16 protein-coding genes and 1 other RNA gene are annotated in these 15,359 nt (G+C 40.5%); 4 read left to right on the top strand and 13 right to left on the bottom strand.

Translation table 11 applies throughout. The annotated features are described in order from the left end of the window. Nucleotides 1–114: 114 nt before the first annotated feature. From MHI33_RS10875 to MHI33_RS10890, 4 genes are read right to left on the bottom strand one after another with little or no spacing between them, the layout of a single operon-like run. Nucleotides 115–687 (bottom strand): TetR/AcrR family transcriptional regulator, encoded by a 573-nt coding sequence (locus MHI33_RS10875; RefSeq protein ID WP_340911155.1) that lies wholly within the window; start codon nt 685–687, stop codon nt 115–117. 3 nt (nt 688–690) lie between these two features. Next, the gene (locus MHI33_RS10880; RefSeq protein ID WP_044141288.1) at nt 691–1,410 is read right to left on the bottom strand and encodes an MBL fold metallo-hydrolase; all 720 of its coding nucleotides are present in this window, start codon (nt 1,408–1,410) and stop codon (nt 691–693) included. A gap of 37 nt (nt 1,411–1,447) precedes the next feature. After that, a complete protein-coding gene (locus MHI33_RS10885; protein WP_050943935.1) occupies nt 1,448–1,921 on the bottom strand; it encodes a GyrI-like domain-containing protein in 474 nt (157 codons plus the stop codon). Nucleotides 1,922–1,975: 54 nt separating this feature from the next. Next, a complete protein-coding gene (locus MHI33_RS10890; RefSeq protein ID WP_340911158.1) occupies nt 1,976–2,908 on the bottom strand; it encodes a helix-turn-helix transcriptional regulator in 933 nt (310 codons plus the stop codon). 118 nt (nt 2,909–3,026) lie between these two features. Here MHI33_RS10890 and MHI33_RS10895 point away from each other — a divergent pair, with 118 nt between their 5' ends. After that, nucleotides 3,027–3,551 (top strand): mother cell-specific membrane sporulation protein, encoded by a 525-nt coding sequence (locus MHI33_RS10895; protein WP_111912793.1) that lies wholly within the window; start codon nt 3,027–3,029, stop codon nt 3,549–3,551. A 34-nt stretch (nt 3,552–3,585) separates the two neighbouring features. Here MHI33_RS10895 and czrA read toward each other — a convergent pair whose 3' ends face one another. Continuing rightward, the gene (gene czrA / locus MHI33_RS10900; protein ID WP_007500691.1) at nt 3,586–3,915 is read right to left on the bottom strand and encodes a Zn(II)-responsive metalloregulatory transcriptional repressor CzrA; all 330 of its coding nucleotides are present in this window, start codon (nt 3,913–3,915) and stop codon (nt 3,586–3,588) included. Nucleotides 3,916–4,101: 186 nt separating this feature from the next. Between czrA and MHI33_RS10905 the strand changes: the two genes are divergently transcribed. Further along, complete coding sequence (locus MHI33_RS10905) at nt 4,102–5,427, top strand: APC family permease (protein ID WP_044141292.1); 1,326 nt, start codon at nt 4,102–4,104, stop codon at nt 5,425–5,427. 97 nt (nt 5,428–5,524) lie between these two features. Beyond that, nucleotides 5,525–6,187: a lysozyme family protein gene (locus MHI33_RS10910; RefSeq protein ID WP_044141293.1), complete on the top strand. Its 663-nt coding sequence runs from the start codon at nt 5,525–5,527 to the stop codon at nt 6,185–6,187. Nucleotides 6,188–6,421: 234 nt separating this feature from the next. Here MHI33_RS10910 and prpB read toward each other — a convergent pair whose 3' ends face one another. The 4 genes from prpB to MHI33_RS10930 all read right to left on the bottom strand — a co-directional run bounded on the left by prpB (nt 6,422) and on the right by MHI33_RS10930 (nt 10,641). Further along, complete coding sequence (prpB, locus tag MHI33_RS10915) at nt 6,422–7,339, bottom strand: methylisocitrate lyase (protein WP_185108868.1); 918 nt, start codon at nt 7,337–7,339, stop codon at nt 6,422–6,424. A 12-nt stretch (nt 7,340–7,351) separates the two neighbouring features. Further along, the gene (locus tag MHI33_RS10920) at nt 7,352–8,788 is read right to left on the bottom strand and encodes a bifunctional 2-methylcitrate dehydratase/aconitate hydratase (RefSeq protein WP_044141295.1); all 1,437 of its coding nucleotides are present in this window, start codon (nt 8,786–8,788) and stop codon (nt 7,352–7,354) included. Between the two features lie 2 nt (nt 8,789–8,790). Then, nucleotides 8,791–9,933, bottom strand: coding sequence for a citrate synthase (mmgD, locus tag MHI33_RS10925; RefSeq protein ID WP_340911166.1), 1,143 nt, complete (start codon nt 9,931–9,933; stop codon nt 8,791–8,793). 168 nt (nt 9,934–10,101) lie between these two features. After that, a complete protein-coding gene (locus MHI33_RS10930; protein ID WP_044141297.1) occupies nt 10,102–10,641 on the bottom strand; it encodes a DUF420 domain-containing protein in 540 nt (179 codons plus the stop codon). Nucleotides 10,642–10,845: 204 nt separating this feature from the next. Here MHI33_RS10930 and MHI33_RS10935 point away from each other — a divergent pair, with 204 nt between their 5' ends. Next, entirely contained in the window at nt 10,846–11,352 is a 507-nt protein-coding gene (locus MHI33_RS10935; RefSeq protein WP_340911169.1) for a hypothetical protein, read from the top strand. A gap of 151 nt (nt 11,353–11,503) precedes the next feature. On the opposite strand, the gene MHI33_RS10940 is transcribed toward MHI33_RS10935, so the two are convergent. From MHI33_RS10940 to MHI33_RS10955, 4 genes are all read right to left on the bottom strand, one after another. Then, nucleotides 11,504–12,295, bottom strand: coding sequence for a LysM peptidoglycan-binding and 3D domain-containing protein (locus tag MHI33_RS10940; RefSeq protein WP_003216022.1), 792 nt, complete (start codon nt 12,293–12,295; stop codon nt 11,504–11,506). Between the two features lie 256 nt (nt 12,296–12,551). Continuing rightward, nucleotides 12,552–14,333 carry a DNA helicase RecQ gene (recQ, locus tag MHI33_RS10945; RefSeq protein WP_065098187.1) on the bottom strand — a complete coding sequence of 594 codons (1,782 nt, stop codon included), beginning with the start codon at nt 14,331–14,333 and terminating at the stop codon, nt 12,552–12,554. A gap of 133 nt (nt 14,334–14,466) precedes the next feature. After that, a non-coding RNA gene (ssrS, locus tag MHI33_RS10950) (6S RNA) lies at nt 14,467–14,652 on the bottom strand. Between the two features lie 132 nt (nt 14,653–14,784). After that, nucleotides 14,785–15,285 (bottom strand): TraR/DksA family transcriptional regulator, encoded by a 501-nt coding sequence (locus MHI33_RS10955; RefSeq protein ID WP_065098188.1) that lies wholly within the window; start codon nt 15,283–15,285, stop codon nt 14,785–14,787. Nucleotides 15,286–15,359: the final 74 nt, after the last annotated feature.

A 15,359-nucleotide genomic window follows, 5' to 3' on the forward strand; every position in this document is an offset into this window, starting at 1 on the left:
ATAACAAGCATACCATGTTTCACAAAACTGTCAAATCTTTATTCTTTTTTGTCAAAAATTGGTTCAAGATGGTCGCTTCTTTAACATATCGGTTCACTACCAAAAAAAGACCTGTCAATGAGACAGATCTTCTTTTTGCAACACACCTGAGATATAAAGCTTGACCGCATAGCTCACACTGTCTTCAAGCTGTTCTTTTCGTTGAAATCCATTTTTGTTTGAAATATCACCGAAGCCGTGCAATAAGCTTCTTAGTCCTCTGACCACATGTGTCATCTCTTCTTCTTTGACACCAAAACGGGCCATGATGGATTGGACAAATTCAACAAGGCGCTCTGCCTCACTTCTTACTTTTTTCTCCTCCATATGTGAAAAGGCCGCTTCATAAAGGCCTGGATGTTCGCGGACAAATTGAACATACTGTTTGGCAAAGGCTAACACAGTTTCTTCTTTATCCAATCCCTCTGTTACGTGTATACCTTCTTCACGTAGCATGGACAGCCCTTTTTCTGCGAGTGCCGCCTGAATTTCAAGAAGACCAGATACATGATTATAAATAGAAGGTGGTCTGATGTTCAGCTTTTTAGACAATGTAGCAATGGTCAATGCAGAAAAGCCCTCTTCATCAACAAATGCGGCTGCTGTATCGATGATTTTTTCTTGCGTGATACCCATTCTTGGAGACACGGTTTACTGCCTCCCTTTCTTTAACTGATGCTGCCTTTTTGTTATGGCAGCTTGAAGCTTGGCATGAGGTTCCATGATAAGATCACCATGTCCTACTGCAAGACAAGATAAGGGAAGTGCCAGCAATTTTTCGGCACTTTTGAGTGCTGTTTCTGCATCCCAAGTGGCAAAAGCCGGGAACGGGAAGGTCAAGCGAAACTCACCCGTTACGAATAAACCGCCTTTTGTCACAAGTGCATCTCCTGCAATGACAATCCCTGACCTTTCATCGTATAAAGAAATGCTTCCAGGTGTATGTCCTGGTGTTGAGATGACTTTAAGTGACCCAATCTCGTCCCCTTCTTCGACAAGCACATCTGGTTTTGTGTGAATGTCTTTTGAAAAACTGCCTTTAATTTTTTGCTGAGGTTCACCAGGAAGCAAGGAAAAATCACCTTCAAAAAGGAGGGCATCGCGTTTTGATAAATAAACGACTGCCTCTGGAAAAGCCTTTTTCACTTCATCTAGTGCACCGATATGATCCATATGACTATGAGTGAGAATAATCTTGTCGATTGGCTTGTCTTTTTTGTGCGCAAATTCAATGATCGAGCTTGCTGCCATTTTTAAAGCAGCATCAATTAATATCAGTCCATTTTCTTCCTCAAATACATAGCAATTTACCGGAAATAGACGCGGCATCAATGTGAGCTGGTGCAGGCGATCAAAAGTTGTCAATCTCATCATATGTCCTCCTAAAACTAATGTTGTTAGTTTTATATTAACTAATGATATTAGTTTTAGCAAGCATTTCTTCATCAACCGCAATATAAATATCAATTTGCGCTTCTTTTGGATCTATAGATCTTTCATCATACCATTCAAAGTCGCCTGTATATGTGCGGTAATGGCGCTCATCCCACGCCCAAATCTGCTGCCATGTCTCCAACACAACCTCTTCAATAGGTCCCTTTCTCGTTCGGAATTTTGCGTAGGTCGATGAAGGAACCTCTATGACATGTTCTACCTGCTGATCCACGAATTGCCCAGCAGTAAATAAATAAGAGCCATGCTCATCTTTTTCATAATCTGAATATAATCCTATGACGGGCGCTTGCCCTCCGTGAAGCTGCTGCGCAAAAAATTGTTGCCAGAGTGGAGCAATCTTCCGCTCTTTTGTTTGCTCCATTTCGTTTGTTGTTCGAACAGACAACCCTTTCATCCATTGTTTCTCTAATGTCACGATATCGTACATACATTCTCATCTCCTTTTTTTCTATCATATAAAAAGAAACCTGACAACATTGTGTCAAGTTTCTATTCGTTTGAGAAATTGTTTCAACTGAATGTCAAACGCTTCTTTGACATGCTTCGGGGAAAGAATGTCAACATCTGGACCTAAATGGAATAGGAAACTATTTAACCAATCATCAAGAGGTACGGTAATGGTGGCAAGGTAAGTGCCGTCTGAACAAACATTCAATTCGTTCTCATCTACCCATTCCTTCACTTTCCCCACTGATGCTTCCGTTAACCTGAGCGTGACAGAGCTGACCGACGGTTGTTCTTGCCAAGAATCATTCCAAGGCTTTTCTTCGTTTTTGATTCTTTTCGGTTGAAAATAACCTGAAATGGTGACAAGACCCGTCATTCTAGTTAGCTTGAACAGACGAAAAGCTTTTTTTACACAACAGAACGCATACAAATACCAATGCCTCCCTTTTAAAACGAGCGTATAAGGCTCCACTTTGCGTGGAAGTGTTTCACCTTTCGCATTGCGGTAAGTAAACTGAATGTATTGGTGCGCTGACGCAGCTGTATGAATGAGCTGAAGCTTCTTTTCTGCCTGGCTGTCTTTTCCCCAGGAGCTTAAATCAATGAAGACATGATGCTGCTTTTCGTTTTCACACGTATGCGTGGGAATAAGCGATTTGATTTTTTTCAGTACATGTTCGCTTTCTTTAAAGGAATAGGCACTCGTCATGCTTTCGAGGGCTGTTAAAATGACCTCGATGTCATCATCAGTAAATAATTTTTTCTCTAAACGATAGTCCTCAACAAGTGAAATGCCCCCTCCTACTCCTTGCGTTGTCACAACAGGAATCCCAGCTTGATTGATGGTATCAATATCACGATAAATGGTTCTCACGCTCACTTCATGAAGTTCAGCAAGCTCTTTCGCTTGAACTTGCTTCTTGCTAATGAGCAGCATCACAATAGACAAAATGCGATCAATTTTCATGACTTTTCCTCTTTTTCATAAATGTAGGTTTTGATTTGATAAAAAAAGAAAGAATGGTAAAGATAAGTAACAGCCAGCATTCGTTTACATCCCTGCACGTGCAGGAGGAGGTTGCATCATGACACATAACGTGTGGCAGTTGTTCATGATTGGGATCATCATATTGATCTGCATGATCATTCGAATGAATCGAATGAGACGCTATCAGCTTGTACGCCCTATCAGGCTTTTGTTGAGAATGTATCTCTTTGGACTTTCTGCCCTTATTCTCCTATCAGAAGGATGGCAAAATCATAGTATCATCATCTATGCCGCTATTGGTATGCTTTTTGGAAGCAGCCTCGCTGTTCATGCCTATCAGACGATTCGCATGAAAGAAGAAAATGGCCGGCTGTATATGAAAACGAGTAAATGGATTGAAAGCTTCATTTTATGTTTGTTTTTATCTAGATTTGCCTTTAAATTGGTTGAACTGACAAAACATTCAATGACAAAGATCGATGTCATTGAATTGTATCAGCATATAGTGAGTGATGATGCCTTGACCATGCTCAGCTTTTTTCTGCTAGCTGCTTACTATATTGTTTTTTCTTATCACATGATGAAAGCAAATAAAAGATCAACTCATGTGCATCATGCATAAAAACCTTCCTATATGAAAGTAGGAAGGTTTTTTATCAATCGTGCTGTGCATGGTGAATCATCTGTTCAAGCACTTCCATCACATGCTGATCTTCAGGGCTGTAAAAAATCGAGGTCCCTGCTCGTCTAGATTTCACGAGACGAAGGTTTTTTAAAAAGCGCAGCTGATGAGAAACGGTTGATTGCATGAGATTCAGTGTTTCTGCTATATCATTTACCGAGTGTTCACCTTGAGACAGCAGGTGCAGAATTCGAATACGTGTCGGATCAGATAAAGCTTTAAAGGTTTGGGAGACAAGAAATAGACTTTCTTCATCCAGCTCCATCCTTTCCTGTTCTTGATTTGTATTCAGTTCTTCCTTCATTTTTCTTCACCTTTCTTGTCCGTCAAATCACGACTTATTCTATGTATCATCATATACCAAAACGTCCGGCGTGCAAAGAGAGCACACTTTAGAAAAAAGATTTACTCAAATAGCATTGACACTTGGTAGCATTCTTTTTAAAATGAGCATTATTTATTCATTTTTTTAGAGGAGCTGATAGGCAAATTGACTGAAGAGCCAAGACTAAAACGCAGCCTGACTGTCTTTCCACTTGTTGTGATCGGGCTTGCTTATATGGATCCACTTGTCGTATTTGATTCATACGGCATTGTGGCTCAACTGACGAAAGGACACGTTGCTACAGCTTATATATTTACGTTACTTGCATTACTATTGACAGCGCTTAGCTATGGGAATATGGTGAAGGCTTTTCCAAAAGCAGGATCTGCTTATACATACGCGCAAAAAAGTATACATCCTCATGTTGGCTTTCTTGTAGGCTGGACACTTTTACTGGATTATTTATTTTTGCCTATGGTGAATTTTGCGATTGGAAGTGCTTATTTAACCGCAGCCTTTCCTGATGTACCTCATTACATTTGGATCATCATACTTGCTATCGCCATAACGACTGTCAATGTAATCGGTATCCGGCTTACAGCCAACATCACGGCACTATTTGTGACCTTTCAGGTCATTGTCGCCGTCACTTTTGTTGGGTTTATTATGTATGGGCTCACGCAAAATGCAGGCAGCGGAGAATTATTGTCCGCCCGGCCTTTTTATTCGGCGAGCTTAGATCCAGCGCTTATTTTTTCAGGAGCAACCATTTTATGTTTTTCGTTTCTAGGATTTGATGCGATTTCGACCCTTTCTGAGGAAACCATTAAGCCAAAAAAGACGATCCCACTTGCCATCTTTTTAACCGTCGCCATTGGAGGCGTACTGTTTACCTTGACGTCTTATTTTTTGCAGCAAGTATTTCCAAATTTTCAGCAGTTCAAGCATCCCGATGCGGCCTCACTTGAAATTGCGGAATTTGTGGGCGGTGCCTTTCTCCACTCGTTCTTTTTAGCTGGCACAATGGTCGCTGTTATCTCTTCTTCCTTATCGTCACATGCAAGTGCAGCAAGGCTATTATATGCAATGGGTAGAGATGAGTCGTTACCGAAGCGTTTCTTCGGATATATTCATCCGAGATTAAAAACCCCTGTTTTTAATATTTTATTAATTGGCGCTTTCTCCTTAACCGCAGTCGTTGGCGAACTTGAAGTCATTTATTCCTTTATCAGCTTCGGCGCGTTGATTGGATTCACATTAGTGAACTTATCTGTTTTTGCGTACTATTTCATTAGACAAAAACAAAGAGGTGTACTCAATACATTGAGATACGCAGTGATTCCTCTGTGCGGGACGGCCTTTTGTATATGGCTGTTAACGAGCATCAGTACAAATGCATTAATCATTGGTTTGCTTTGGCTAATTATCGGTTTTGTTTATTTCTGCTACAGACTGAAAACAAGACCCGAATTTACATTTGGGTACGATTGATTAAAAGGTTTTCACTTGGTATCTTGTGCAGGATATGGCATAATAAAAAGGCTGTACTTCCCTTTTAAAAGCGGGGCAAAACAGGGGTGAACTGACCTTGAAAAAGAAAAAAACAGGATGTTTTGCCATTTCAGGCTGCTTCACGATTTTTCTGTTTGTTTTCGTATTAGTAGCCATTGTCATGTCCTTTAATCAAAAGGAGTTAAAAAAGCTGCCGATTGATACGGAATCAATTGTTTTGTCGAGATTGGATGATTTCAAACCGCTTGTAGAAACAGAGTTAAGAGATCAAGATTTAGATCAATATACCGCGTTAATCCTCGGTATGATGTATCAAGAATCAAAAGGCAGAGGCGGAGATCCAATGCAGTCCTCTGAATCTCTTGGTTTGAAACGAAATGAAATCAATGACCCTCAGAAAAGCATTAGACAAGGAGTCCATCATTTTTCTACTATGTACAAGCATGGGAAGAAAAAAGGCGTTGATTTGGAAACCATTATCCAAAGCTATAATATGGGAATTGGCTATATTGATTTTGTTGCAAAAAACGGGGGAAAACATTCCGAGAAATTGGCAAAGCAATACTCTAAAAAGCAAGTGAAACGAAACCCAGAAGTCTATACGTGCGGAGGCAACAAAGATAACTTCCGCTACCCATATTGCTTCGGTGACTTCACATATGCTGAAAAAGTTAAAGAAAAAACGAAAACAGTTGAAGAAAAGATGAAATTGGCTTCGTCATCCTCACCATCATCGTAAAAAAAGCACTTCCTAAATGGAAGTGCTTAGATTGTTGACAAAGTGCTAAAATGATGTTTATTTTAGCACTTTGTCTTCTTTTCAGCGTGACTTGAAAACCTTTGAAGTCTAGGAAGGACGAGTACCGGAGCGGAGCGAATTTGACATTCGTGAGCACCGGAGCGCAGACCTGACAACGAATGCGAGGGTTTGTCTACATGCTGAAGCACTTCCTAAATGGAAGTGCTTTTCATTTTATCGCTGTTCTTTTCCGATTTCCGGCAGGATCGTTTTCGCCAAATGCTGATCCATTTCCTCATATTCATCATAATGAATCGTTTCATACAGCTCTTGTCTCGTTTGCATGTCCTTTAGCATTCCTTGCTGCGTCCCCTTCTCCATGATTTCTGTAAATAAACGCTCATACGCTTTTGCAGCGACTCTGAGTGATGACACAGGGTAAATGACCATTTGAAAGCCAAATACAGAAAATTCGTCTGCATGATAATAAGGCGTCTTACCAAACTCCGTCATATTTGCAAGAAGCGGTCCTTTAATATTGTTTGACGCATGCGTGAAGTCCTCTGCTGTGATGAGTGCCTCAGGAAAAATAGCGTCAGCTCCTGCTTCTACGTAAAGATTGGCCCTGCGGATGACATCCTCCATCCCATTTACGGACCTTGCATCGGTTCTCGCAATCACCAAAAGCGTTGGTGCCGCTTGTTTGATGGCTTTGATTTTTGCGACCATTTCTTCTACTGGAACGAGCGATTTTCCGTTTAAATGTCCGCATTTTTTTGGCATTTGCTGATCTTCAATTTGAACAGCTGCCACCTTACTTTCTACCATTTCCTTTGCCGCCCTTGCAGCATTCAATACACCGCCATAGCCAGTATCCATATCGACCAAAAGCGGCAGCTGAGAAGCTCGAATGATTTCCTTCGCTTTTTCAGCCATTTCCGTTGAATGGATCATGCCGAGATCAGGCAATCCTTTGCTGGCACAAAAAGCGGCTCCGGATAAATAGAGCCCTTGGAAGCCCATTTTTTTTGCATAGAGCGCAGACATTCCATCGTGAACGCCTGGAATTTGAAATAAAGCTGATTTGTGCATTTGTTCTTGAAAGGCTGAGGCTAATTCTGCTTGACTTGATTCATCATTCACGATCCACACACTAGTTCCCCCTTATATGACGAATAGGTCCATAAATGCTGGTACGGTTGTTGTTTTTAATTGATTTGGATTTTGACAGAGTGAAACAATTTGATCCACTTGTTTTTGTGGAAATCTCGTCTTCAAATGATAGAGCCATTTCTTTTCAAGCAGAGGAATCCCTTCCTGCCTTCTTCTGCGATGACCAAGTGGATATTCAATTTCGATTCGGTCTGTCATCGTCCCGTCTTTAAAGAAGATCTGCACACTGTTTGCAATGGATCTCTTTTTCGGATCTAAATAATCCGCTGTATATTGTTTATCTTCTTTGATGACCATTTGATCCCGGAGACGATCAATGACCGGATTTTGCGCTGTTTCTTCTTCATAATGGTCAGCTGTGAGCTCACCATAGATCAATCCAATCGCAGTAATATATTGCAAGCAATGATCGCGGTCTGCTGGATTATACAGCGGTCCCTTCTTATCGATAATCCGAATCGCTGATTCATGTGTTGTAATCTCTACTCGGTCAATGTCATCTAATCGACCTTTTACAGCGTCATGCAGGATCATAGCAGCCTCTGCAGCCGTTTGGGCATGAAACTCAGCAGGATAAGCAATTTTGAAAAGCACATTTTCGATGACGTATGATCCTAGCGGCTGAGCAAGTGTGAGAGATTTCCCTTTCATCAGAACATCTTCAAAGCCCCACTTCTCTGCACTAAGCGGCGTTTGATAGCCCATTTCCCCTTTGAGTGTCATCATTGCGAGTCTCACCCCGCGGCTTGTTGCATCACCCGCTGCCCATGATTTCCTTGATCCTGTGTTCGGGGCATGACGGTATGTTCTAAGCGGTGAATTATCAACAAACGCTTGCGATAAAACATGCTGCACGTCTTCCTTTGTTCCACCAAGCAATGCACATACAACAGCACTTGTTGCTACTTTGACAAATAGCACATGATCCAAGCCATTGCGATTCAGACAATTTTCTAAAGCCAGCACGCCTTGAATTTCATGTGCTTTGACGATCGCATGTAGTACGTCATTCATCGAAAGCGGCTCTTCTCCGTTTGCAAGCCGTGTTCTGCTGATGTAATCACTTACAGCTAATATTCCGCCTAAGTTATCTGACGGATGTCCCCACTCCTCTGCAAGCCACGTGTCATTATAATCTAACCAGCGAATCATACAGCCTATATCAAAAGCCGCTTGAACAGGATCTAGCACAAAGGAAGTACCTGGAACTCTTGCTCCATTAGGTACAACTGTTCCAGGTACAATCGGTCCAAGATGCTTCGTACATTCAGGAAAATTGAGCGCCAGCATTCCGCAGCCAAGTGTGTCTATGAGCACATAGCGTGCCGTTTCAATGGCTTCTTTACTCGTAATTTCCCCGTCTACTGCATAGGCTGCGATTTCTTCTAATAGCTGATCCGTTTGATTGGCGACTGCTGTTTTATTCATGTTCATTCCCCCATTTTTCCATCATCATCTGAAACTTTTAATCCTCTTGGCCCTAAATAACGGACTCTCGGTCTGAAAATGCGATTATGCAAATGCTGTTCAATGACATGAGCAGCTAATCCACTTGCCCTTGCAGCAAAGAAAATCGGTGTATAAAGTGAAATTGGAATCCCGAGCTCGTAATAAATAGGTGCGGCGTAATAATCAAGGTTCGGATAGAGGTTTTTCTTCTCTTTCATGTATGCCTCTCCTGCTACACACATGTCATAAAGCGCTGTATCTCCCTTTGATTCCGTAAGCGTTTTCAATGATCGTTTTAAAAGAGCGGCTCTTGGGTCCATTTTTCTCATGTATACCCTATGGCCAAAGCCCATCATTTTTTCCTTTGCTGCTAATTTCCGCTCAATCAGCGCAAGGAAGCCTTCCGTTGTTTTCCCTTCGAGAAGCATATGCATGACAGCTTCATTCGCTCCTCCGTGCAAGTCACCTTTTAATGAAGAAATTGCTCCAGTAAAAGCACCATACATATCAGAATGTGTGGATGCGATGACTCTAGCGGCAAACGTTGAATTAGGCAGCTCATGTTCACTATATAATGTGAGTGTTTGGTCAAAAGCGGTGATTTCGTCTTGGGTTGGCGTACGTCCTGTTAGCATGGTTAAAAAGGTTTCAGTGTAGGATTTGGTCTGATCTGGAGAAATAGCGGCGTCTTTTGTGAGAATATGATAGCTTCCAGCGACAATGGCCGGCAGCTGGCCGAGTAATCGAACAGCACGCTTTTGCTGGCATGCTTCTGATCGATCTTGTAATGCATCATCGTACCCACTAAGAGCAGATAGGCATGTTCTCATGGCATCCATCGGATGGGTGGTTTTTGGCAGCTTTGTTAAAATGGTTTGAATGGTTGGATGTAAGTTAGTTTGTGAGGAAATGTCTTGCTGAAATTGGTGATATTCCATCGCATCTGGCAATCTTCCATAAATAAGCAGATAGGCTGTTTCTAAATAGGTCTTTTTTTGTGCCAACTCGATGAGGTCATACCCGCGAATTACAATCTCTTCTTGCTGCACATCTAAGTATGAGATAGACGTTTCGCTTGCCACAATGTCTTCAAGCCCCGGTTTATACTGCAGTTGTTCAGTCATCATATAACCCCCGTTTCGTTCAATTGTTGTTCTCCAAACGAGCAAACGGCCAGAAATGATGTGAGTCTATAGATGGGAAGATACCGTGCAAGTCGGATACCCAATTCCCATTTTATCCAAAGCACTGCATCTTGTAAATAAAAGAACGTATGTCCAGTTGGACATACGTTAGCTGTAGTATGGAGAAATCATCATATACACAATGACGCCAGTGAGACTGACATAAAGCCATAGCGGCATTGTCCAGCGAGCAATTTTACGGTGACGCTCGACTTGCATCTGTGCACCTCTAAACAGCGTAATCAGGGCAAGCGGTACAATGACAGCTGATAAGACGATATGTGTGATTAAAATAAAGAAGTAAATTGGACGGATGATCCCTTCTCCTCCGAAATGGGTATCAGCTGCCATTGAGTGATAGGTCACATACGAAATTAAAAAGACAAGTGTCGTTGAAAATGCAGCAAAGATAAATCGTCGATGCGCTTTAATGTTCTTTTGTTTAATCATGATGAGTGCTGAAAGTAAAAAGATAAACGTAAAGCTGTTCATCACGGCATTAAGTAACGGCAAAAATGTAATATCCAGATGGCTAAATTTATCTGATTTTGGCATTAAAAATAATAAAGCGATTAATCCGTTGATGGCAATTGTTAAAATGATCACAACACCAGTGAAATTTTTCGGTTTCTGATTCTGTTCGTTCATGTTTGAAAACCTCTCTTTATTAGTTCCGACTAAGAGTATGTTATTTAAATTTCTCTATAAAGTCAATGAATTCGCTGTCTTCGTCGAATTTTAGACAAACTTGCAGGTTGCAGGCGTTCTAACGGCTTGAAAGATCCATCCACTTCCTTTAAAATTGGAATTTATGTGATTTTTATCATTGCTGATAGGAAAGGAGTAATGGACTTGTCAATCTTACAGGAAACAGCCAAAGATGTGAAGACGTTAGAGCAAGAATTACAGCAATTGCAGTTCCAAATGTATCGAATGCAAGAAAAGATGAAAGATATTTCGAAAAAAGCAAAAATCATTGGCATCGATCAAGCGAAAGAAGATGAGTGGCTGATCGTCTCTGCCATTGAAAGTGCAGATACATGTAAAATTATGCTCAGCGATTGTGAAAAAGCTTTTCGCGGACAATCTGATTTTTCCTTAATTGCGGAATATCCTGAAGAAGGAAAGATTCATATTGCCGATATTAAAGGTCCGCCAGATAATGGGTATGGCTCCATCTGCATGAAGCATTTAAAAGAAATCGCAAGAGATCAGAACATCCCAGTGATTACTGGCGACCTCGTCAAAAGAGACTGGGATCACGTGGATCGCTTGATTCATTTTTATGAAAAGCATCAATTTGATGTCCAGATCAATTGGAAAGAACAAAGCGGAGAAATTTATTGGGTGGACAGCTAACGACAAAAACCAGCGTGTATCATAAGATATGCGCTGCTTTTTGTCGAAAATGCAAATTTTTCAGAAAAATATGTGTATTTCTGACCAAAAAAAGGTATAATAAAAGCATCAGGCCGCCACCTGATGCTTTCTTCCAAAAAACAATTGTTTACTAGTTAAGTACTTTTACTTTGACTGATTTTACGCCCCAATTTTTCGCTTGGGATTTGCTTGGTACATGTACATCAATTTTGTTACCTTTAATTGCGCCGCCAGTATCTGCTGCGATGGCTTCACCGTAGCCTTCAACATAAACCTTACTTCCTAATGGAATGACATTAGGATCTACTGCAATTACTTTTGCATTTGGGTTTTTGTTTAAGTTTACCCCTGTTGCAGTGATACCTGAGATGCCACCATCATTTGCTGTATAAGCCGTAGCCGTAACAGTCATTTCTTTTTGTACACTCTGACTAGCAGAAGATGATTCTGCTTTAGCTGTTTCCTTTTTAGGAGCAGCTTTTTTCGTTGTTTGCTCTTTTTGGACAGGTTCCTGTTTTTGAACAGGTTCTGAGCTTACCGGAGCCGAGCTTTGGCCAGCAACACTTAGTGTTGAACCAACCATAATTATATCTGAGTTTAAGTTATTCCAAGACTTAATATCGCTAATTGACACATTGAATTTTTGAGCGATTTTCCAGAGGCTGTCCCCCTTCTGGACTTTATACTGCTCCTGAGTTTTCTCTTTTGAAGAGATTGTCAATTTATCACCTACATAGATCATATCAGTAGATAAATTGTTCCAACCCTTTAGGTCCTTTAGAGACACATCATTTTTTTGTGAGATTCCCCAAAGTGTATCACCTTTCTGTACAGTGATTTCCTTTGCAGAAGCTTGCTGCGCTCCAAATGCTGTTGTTGAGATTGCTGCAACAGCAACCAAGGACATAATAGTCTTCTTCATAAAGTAAATCCTCCCTTGTTAGCTTTTTATGGCGGCTAACGAGTGCTATCGTAACATATGTAAATGTCAATTCAATAACAAAACGATATGTTTTAGATTACAGTTCCTTTACATGAAACATCTCTCTCCATTGGTAAATCAGACCACAAAACGGCTTGATTCCCCGCCATATCAAGGTTTTACAAGGATTGAAAATGACCTGATGAAAACGCGTCCAAGTACAGCGAAAAAAATTTATTTTTCTTCTTCAAACTCTTTATTTTTTCTCTTTTTCTATAAATAAACGAATTTCTTCTAGAAAAACATCTCCATATTTCTCTCTTTTTTGAGCGCCAATCCCCTTAATTTGGAGTAATTCATCATCTGTTTTAGGCTCTACAGCTGACATTTCCTTCAATGTTTGATCAGAAAAAACAACAAACGGCGGGACACCTTGCTCTCTAGCTAGCTTCATTCTCAACGCTCTCAATCGCTCAAATAATGCATCATTTTCTTGAATGGCCTCTGCTTTGATCGCCTGCTTTTTATACACTGTCTCTTGTCCAACTAACACTTTCTTCCCTTTATGGGTCACCTTAAGTGTTGGGTAAGCACCTTCAGACATGTGCAAATACTCTTCTGTAATTAAAAATTCAATGAAGTCACTGATTTGCTGAGCCGAATGTTGTTTCATTAAAGAATATGTAGGGAGACGATCGAAACCTAGCTCTAGCACTTTTTTATTTTTAGAGCCTGCCAATACTTGGGCGATCATCATTTTACCAAATCGCTCATTCATTCTCACTGTACAAGATAACACCATCTGTGCTTCTCTTGTGACCTCTTCACGCTCTCTTTCATCAAGGCAGTTGCTGCATTTACCGCAAGGCGAACTAGCTGTTTGATCAAAATAATCCATCACAAATTGCTGCAGACATTGCTCAGTATGACAGTAATCCACCATTTGCCTTAATTTAAGCAGCTCATGCTGGTAGCGTGTCTCATCTTCTATTGACTGCTCAATGAGAAAGCGCTGCACTCTTACACCTTGAGGTGAAAACAGTAAGATGCATTCACTTTCAAGCCCATCTCTGCCGGCACGACCAGCTTCTTGATAGTAGCTTTCAATATCCCTTGGAATTTGATGATGGATCACAAAACGTACATTCGACTTATTGATTCCCATGCCAAATGCTGATGTGGCGACCATCACCTGGATATCATCATTTAAAAAGAGGTTTTGCTGCTCTTCTCTCGTATGATCATCCAATCCACCATGATAAACACCAGCTTTGATCTTTTGTTTTTTTAGTCGATGATAAATGTTATCCGCTTCTTTACGAGTGGCGGTATAAATAATGCCAGACTCAAGACTGTTTTTCTTCATATATTGTGTGATGAAACGTTCACTGTTTTCTCCTTTGATCACTTGAAAGGACAAATTTTCTCTAGCAAACCCAGTAAAGATGGTTTCTTCTTCGTTGATACCAAGCTGTTCACATATATCTTGATGGACCTTTTTCGTCGCTGTAGCTGTTAATGCGACAATCACCGGTCTTTTTGACAGCTTGTTCAAGCATTCTTGAATGAAGCGATAACTTGGCCTAAAATCATGTCCCCACTCGGATATACAGTGCGCCTCATCAATCGCAATTAAAGGAATCGTTAACCGATCTAACAGCTGAAAAAAACGTTCATTTTGTAAGCGTTCAGGTGTGATATAAAGCAGTTCATATTCCCCTTTTTCGCATTTTTTCAGCCTTTCATTCATTTCAGCTGCGGACAGAGTGCTGTTTAAAAAGGAAGAACGGATGCCCATCTCATTTAACGCATCAACCTGATCCTTCATTAAAGAAATAAGCGGAGATACCACGATCGTTGTACCTTCCATCATTAGTGCAGGGATCTGATAGCAAACTGACTTCCCTCCGCCTGTCGGCATAATGCAGACGGTATCCTTTTGTTTATTTACAATCGCTTCAATGGCTTGTTTCTGTCCTTTTCTAAAGGCATCAAAGCCATAATATTGTTTCAGGAGTGCTTCTGCTTGTTCTAACATCCAATTCCCTCTCTGTCATTTGTTTTGTCCATTTTAACATAGATTCTTGTCTCTACAGGCGATCAGTTGAATTTCGTCTTTTTACAAAATAAAAAGCCATTTTCCGAAATGGAAAATGGCTTGAATCATCCTAGGAAAAGCTGCGGATGCCGTAATCTAAGTAAGAAAGTTTTAAACCACCACTCCTCAAAGTGGGTGTTTGCAGAAACGTTCCTGTCTTCCTCTCTAAAGAGGCATGACATTCCGGCTTCAATATAAAACTCCCTATTACAGCTTAAAGGTTAAAACTTAATTAACATTACGCGCATCGCAGCCTTTAAACTATATTACACGAAAGTTTATTAAATTTCAAGAGATCTTTTTTCTATAAAAGACTCGTGTATACAAAAGTTTTGTCGTTGTACACATAAGAAAAAATTATTCTAAAAAAATGTAACTTACACTTATTTCCCTATTTTTCATCGTCTATGTCAACATCCTGCTCTTCCTCTAATCGTTCATACGTATCTGAATGCATCTGATCCATTGTTTGTCTATTTGTTAAATCACGCATTTGATCAGAGAAATTACGGTCAAACTCGTTTGGGTCTTGAGTGGTTTCTTCATTTTTCTTCGCATCAATTGAATAACGTGTATATGGGACTGCTTTTAAACGTTCATATGGAATGTCTTTCCCTGTTTTCTCACAAACCCCATATGTTCCGTCTTCCATTCGTTTCAGTGCTGCATCAATTTCGTCTTCAAGCTGGCCATCAACTTGGTCCAGTGTTTGTTCGGTCATGCGGTCTAAATAGATGCTCCCATGATCAGCGATATGGTTTCCAACACCATTTGAAATCTCGCTGGATTCACTTAGCATAGATTCTTCTTTCTTTTTTGACCCTTTTACATCTTCCTTTAATTGATTCAATCTTTCGTATAAATCAGCTTTTTGTTCTTTCGTTAAGCCCACGGTCAATCACTCCTTTCTTATTACCTTCCCGCTGCAAACGAAATGAAAACATCAAAAAAGCCGCCGCCTTTTTG

The organism is Bacillus sp. FSL K6-2971, from assembly GCF_038006405.1.
In the GTDB taxonomy this organism is placed as follows: Bacteria; Bacillota; Bacilli; order Bacillales; family Bacillaceae; genus Bacillus; species Bacillus pumilus.

Excerpts from the sequence above, each read along its gene's own strand:
- MHI33_RS10895 (WP_111912793.1), top strand. The coding sequence starts at position 3,027 with ATGACACATAACGTGTGGCAGTTGTTCATGATTGGGATCATCATATTG.
- recQ (WP_065098187.1), bottom strand. The coding sequence starts at position 14,333 with ATGTTAGAACAAGCAGAAGCACTCCTGAAACAATATTATGGCTTTGAT.
- MHI33_RS10940 (WP_003216022.1), bottom strand. The coding sequence starts at position 12,295 with ATGAAGAAGACTATTATGTCCTTGGTTGCTGTTGCAGCAATCTCAACA.
- mmgD (WP_340911166.1), bottom strand. The coding sequence starts at position 9,933 with ATGACTGAACAACTGCAGTATAAACCGGGGCTTGAAGACATTGTGGCA.
- MHI33_RS10890 (WP_340911158.1), bottom strand. The coding sequence starts at position 2,908 with ATGAAAATTGATCGCATTTTGTCTATTGTGATGCTGCTCATTAGCAAG.
- MHI33_RS10880 (WP_044141288.1), bottom strand. The coding sequence starts at position 1,410 with ATGAGATTGACAACTTTTGATCGCCTGCACCAGCTCACATTGATGCCG.
- MHI33_RS10930 (WP_044141297.1), bottom strand. The coding sequence starts at position 10,641 with ATGAACGAACAGAATCAGAAACCGAAAAATTTCACTGGTGTTGTGATC.
- czrA (WP_007500691.1), bottom strand. The coding sequence starts at position 3,915 with ATGAAGGAAGAACTGAATACAAATCAAGAACAGGAAAGGATGGAGCTG.
- MHI33_RS10885 (WP_050943935.1), bottom strand. The coding sequence starts at position 1,921 with ATGTACGATATCGTGACATTAGAGAAACAATGGATGAAAGGGTTGTCT.
- MHI33_RS10920 (WP_044141295.1), bottom strand. The coding sequence starts at position 8,788 with ATGAATAAAACAGCAGTCGCCAATCAAACGGATCAGCTATTAGAAGAA.